Raw genomic sequence first — 2,160 nt, forward strand, 5'->3', positions numbered from 1 at the left:
GGCACGTCGATGAGCGATTACGCCAGCATCAAGAAAAATATTTTCTTGTACAAAGGTGATAATGATTCGATCTATGGGCGCATATTTGTGGTGTCTGCCTATGGCGGTATTACCAACCTGCTGCTTGAGCACAAGAAAACCGGCGAGCAAGGCGTATATGGTTTGTTTGCCTCTGGTGAGGGCAGTGATGACACCTGGCAAGATGCGTTTGCAGCCCTTAAACATACGGTGTTAGAGATTAATCAGGGTTTATTTGCTGATCAGCAATTGCGTGACAAAGCTAATGCCTTTATAGCAGCAAAGCTAGATAATGCGCATAAGGTGCTGAGCGATTTGCATGAGCTTTGCCAGCATGGGCATTTTTCATTAACCGATCACCTGCAAACCGTGCGCGAAATTTTGGCCAGTATCGGCGAGATTCATTCGGCTTACAATACGGCAGAGCTGCTCAAAACTGAGGGCGTTAACGCCAGGTTTATTGATTTATCGGGTTGGAATATAGACCAGCATATGTCGCTCGATGAGCATATTCGCAAGGCCTTCGAGGATGTTGATGTTAGCCAGGAAATGCCAATCGTAACTGGCTATAGCCATACCAAAGATGGGCTGATGGCATCGTTTGACCGTGGCTATTCAGAGATGACCTTTTCGCGTATTGCGGTGATTACTGGCGCTAAAGAGGCAATTATTCATAAAGAATTTCACCTCTCAACCGCCGATCCTCGCCTAGTCGGCGAGGCAAATGCGTTGCCGATTGGTCGCACCAACTACGACGTAGCCGATCAACTTGCCAACTTGGGCATGGAGGCAATTCATCCGCGCGCCGCTAAAGGCCTGCGCCAGCAGGGAATATTTTTGCGCGTAAAAAATGCATTCGAACCTGAGCATGAGGGGACGTTAATTACCCGCAGCTATATCAGCGAAAAGCCAAAGGTGGAAATCATTGCCGGGCGCCAAAACGTGTATGCGATTGAGTTTTTTGATCAAGATATGGTCGGCGATGCCAGTGGCTATGAGCATGGTTTAATGCAAATCATCCAGCGTTTTGATGCTTATGTGGTCAATAAAGACCTGAATGCCAATACGATTACACATTATTTAGCCGCCAATTTAAAAACGGTTAATCGGATTGAGGAAGCGGCTAAGCAAGCTTATCCCGATGCTGATATTGATATACGCCAAGTCTGTGTCGTGTCGGCCATTGGCAGCCATATGAAGATACCCGGCATGATGGCAAAATGCGCGCAGGCGCTAGCGGACGTTGATGTGAGTATTTTGGCGATTCATCAGTCTATGCGGCAAGTTGATATGCAATTCATCCTTGATGAAGCAGATTACGACAAGGCAGTTAAGAGTTTGCACGTTCATCTGATTGAATCATCGTAACAAAGCAAAGCTGGTTAATTATTATGCAGTGGCTATAATCGTAAATTTGGTCGATCGAAACGTAAATGATATTGCTTAAACGCCTGTGCATTGTTTTCAGTTTGCTTGCTGTTACGTCTTGTTTGGAGGGAACAATCTTTGATTTCTCTGATAATTCTGTTGTTTATCTCACCAACAACACGGCAAAGCCAGTTTCAATAAATATTGTAACCAATGCGCCTGATGACGTTTGGCGATTAAAAACTCAACAGCTTGAGCCTTATAAAACTCGCCCCATAGTTGAAATAAATCGTGATCGAAATTACAGCAAGGGTACGATATTTCCAATAGATATTCAGTTGATTGACGAGGACGGTAATCAACTGTCCTTAACAACTGAGATATCTTACGGTGGCAGTAGTACCGATTTTCGCTACGGCGCAGCTACCAGCGTCAATTCTATTGACCTTACTTCGACCAGTAGCAGAGTTGCCAAAACCTTTGATTACCACAATCAATATCCTCAAGGCGTAAACATAGCTTTGCAGGCTGAGCAGAAAGCGCTATATAAAGATGTTTTTTATGCTATTACGCCAGAGCCTGAGTTTTCTGCAGTAAACACAAGTGCGTCAGAGCTTTCGATCCTTACATACAATATTTGGGGTTTGCCCGGAGTTTCTCGAGACATCGCTGAGCGTTTTGCTTTAATGCCTAAATTTTTAAGAAATTACGATGTATTGGTGCTGCAAGAGGCTTATAGCGCCGACAGGGCGAGCCTGTTCGCCAAGCTTGCAG

2 protein-coding genes are annotated in these 2,160 nt (G+C 45.0%); both read left to right on the forward strand.

All coding sequences use genetic code 11. The features are described 5' to 3' along the window. Positions 1-9: 9 nt before the first annotated feature. A complete protein-coding gene (locus HRU21_12990; GenBank protein NRA43204.1) occupies positions 10-1,386 on the forward strand; it encodes an aspartate kinase in 1,377 nt (458 codons plus the stop codon). 65 nt (positions 1,387-1,451) lie between these two features. Beyond that, a partial coding sequence (locus tag HRU21_12995) for a hypothetical protein (GenBank protein NRA43205.1) occupies positions 1,452-2,160 on the forward strand: 709 nt, incomplete at its 3' end.

Source organism: Pseudomonadales bacterium, from assembly GCA_013215025.1.
Taxonomy (GTDB): Bacteria; Pseudomonadota; Gammaproteobacteria; order Pseudomonadales; family DT-91; genus DT-91.